2 protein-coding genes are annotated in these 1,651 nt (G+C 68.3%); both read right to left on the bottom strand.

Translation table 11 applies throughout. From position 1 onward, the window contains the following. On the bottom strand, nucleotides 1–544 hold a 544-nt coding region (locus tag AB0G02_RS39025), incomplete at its 3' end, for a sugar ABC transporter permease (protein WP_360805192.1). Further along, nucleotides 541–1,651: extracellular solute-binding protein (locus AB0G02_RS39020; protein ID WP_360805190.1), on the bottom strand; the 1,111-nt coding region annotated here is incomplete at its 5' end. The genes AB0G02_RS39025 and AB0G02_RS39020, both read right to left, overlap by 4 nt.

Raw genomic sequence — 1,651 nt, 5'->3', positions numbered from 1 at the left:
CGATGAGCACGTGGCTGCCGAAGGTGGACTGCACGAAGTCGACCGGCTCGATCCCGACCAGCCCGAGCACCCAGTTGAGCAGCCCGTAGTCGCGGTCGAACAGCTGCGCGAACACGATCGCGGTGGCCGCGACCGAGGTGATGTAGGGGACCAGCACGGACATCCGGAAGAACAGCGCGAACCGCAGCCGGGCGTGGTTGAGCACGTGCGCCAGCACCAGCGCCAGCAGCAGCTGCGGGATGGTGGACAGCGCCCAGATGCTCACCGTGTTGCCGGTGGCGTTCCAGAACCGCGGGTCGCCGAACATCCGGGTGAAGTTGTCCGCGCCGATGAACACCTGGTCACCGATGGGGTTCCAGTCGAACAGGGCCACGTAGAACGTGAACAGCAGCGGGAACAGCCCGAAGACCGCGAAGAGGATGAAGAACGGGGCGATGTAGGCGTACGGCGACAGGCGCTCGACGAACCCCCTGCCTCTCGGGGAGGCAGGGGGCGGCAGTGCCGCCGAGGGCGCCGGCGTGAGCGTGGCGGTCACGGTCGTCACTCGCCGATGGCGGTCTTGATGTTGCTCAGGGCGTCGTCCCACGCGGTGGCCGGGTTGCCGCCGGCCTGCTCGACGTTGGTGATGGCGTCCAGGAACTCCTGGCCGATGGCCGCGCTGTCGGGACCGATGTAGAACGGCTTGAGGCCCAGCAGGGAGTCCGTGTAGATCTTGCCGGTCGGCGCGTCGGAGAAGAACGGGTCCTTCGCGCCGGAGAGCTTGTCGTCCTTGTACACCGAGGGCGTGGAGGGCAGGGCGCCGACGCGGCCGAAGTGCTCCAACTGACCCTGGGGCGACTGCATCTCCTTGATGTAGTTCCAGGCGGCCTGCGGGTTCTTCGCGCGCTTCGGGATGGCCAGGTAGCTGCCGCCCCAGTTGCCGGAACCGCCGGGGATCTTCGCGATGTCCCACTTGCCCTTGGTGTCCGGGGCGGTGGTGCGGATGCTGTTGAGCATCCACGACGGCGCGGACACCGCCGCGTACGCGCCCTGCGTCATGCCGGCGCTCCACGCGCTCTCGAACGAGGACTGCCCGGCGGTGATGCCGGAGGTGGCGGCCTTGATGCCGAGCTCGAACGCCGCCTTCACCTGCGGGTTGGTGCGGTAGACCAGCTTGCGGTCGTCGCTGTAGTACTTCTCGGAGACCTGGTTGACCGCCTGGTAGAAGACGCTCGTCGCCGCGTTGTCGGTGAACGCCTTGCCGGTGGCCTGCTTGTAGCGCTTGCCCGTCTCGATGAACGCGTCCCACGTCGGCCACAGCGCGCTCACCGCCTCACGGTCGGTGGGCAGGCCGGCAGCGGCGAACAGGTCGGTCCGGTAGGCCACCGCCATGCCGCCCACGTCGGTGGGGACGCCCAGCACCTCGCCGTCCTTGGCGACGCTCTGCTTCCACACCCAGTCCAGGTAGTCGCCCTTGACGTCGTCCGCGCCGAGCGTGCGCAGGTCCACGAAGTTCTGCGGCTGCTCCACGAACTGCGGCAGGTTGTCGCCCTGGATGAGCACCAGGTCCGGCACCTTGCCGCCGGCCAGCGCCGTGGTCAGCGACTGGGCGGTCTCCGTGGAGGTGCCCACCTCGGTGAGCTTGATGTCGATGTCCGGGTGCTTGGAGTGG

The sequence above is a fragment of the Actinosynnema sp. NPDC023658 genome, assembly GCF_040639995.1.
Lineage (GTDB): Bacteria > Actinomycetota > Actinomycetes > Mycobacteriales > Pseudonocardiaceae > Actinosynnema.
This window is presented reverse-complemented; position numbering and strand designations above follow the sequence as displayed.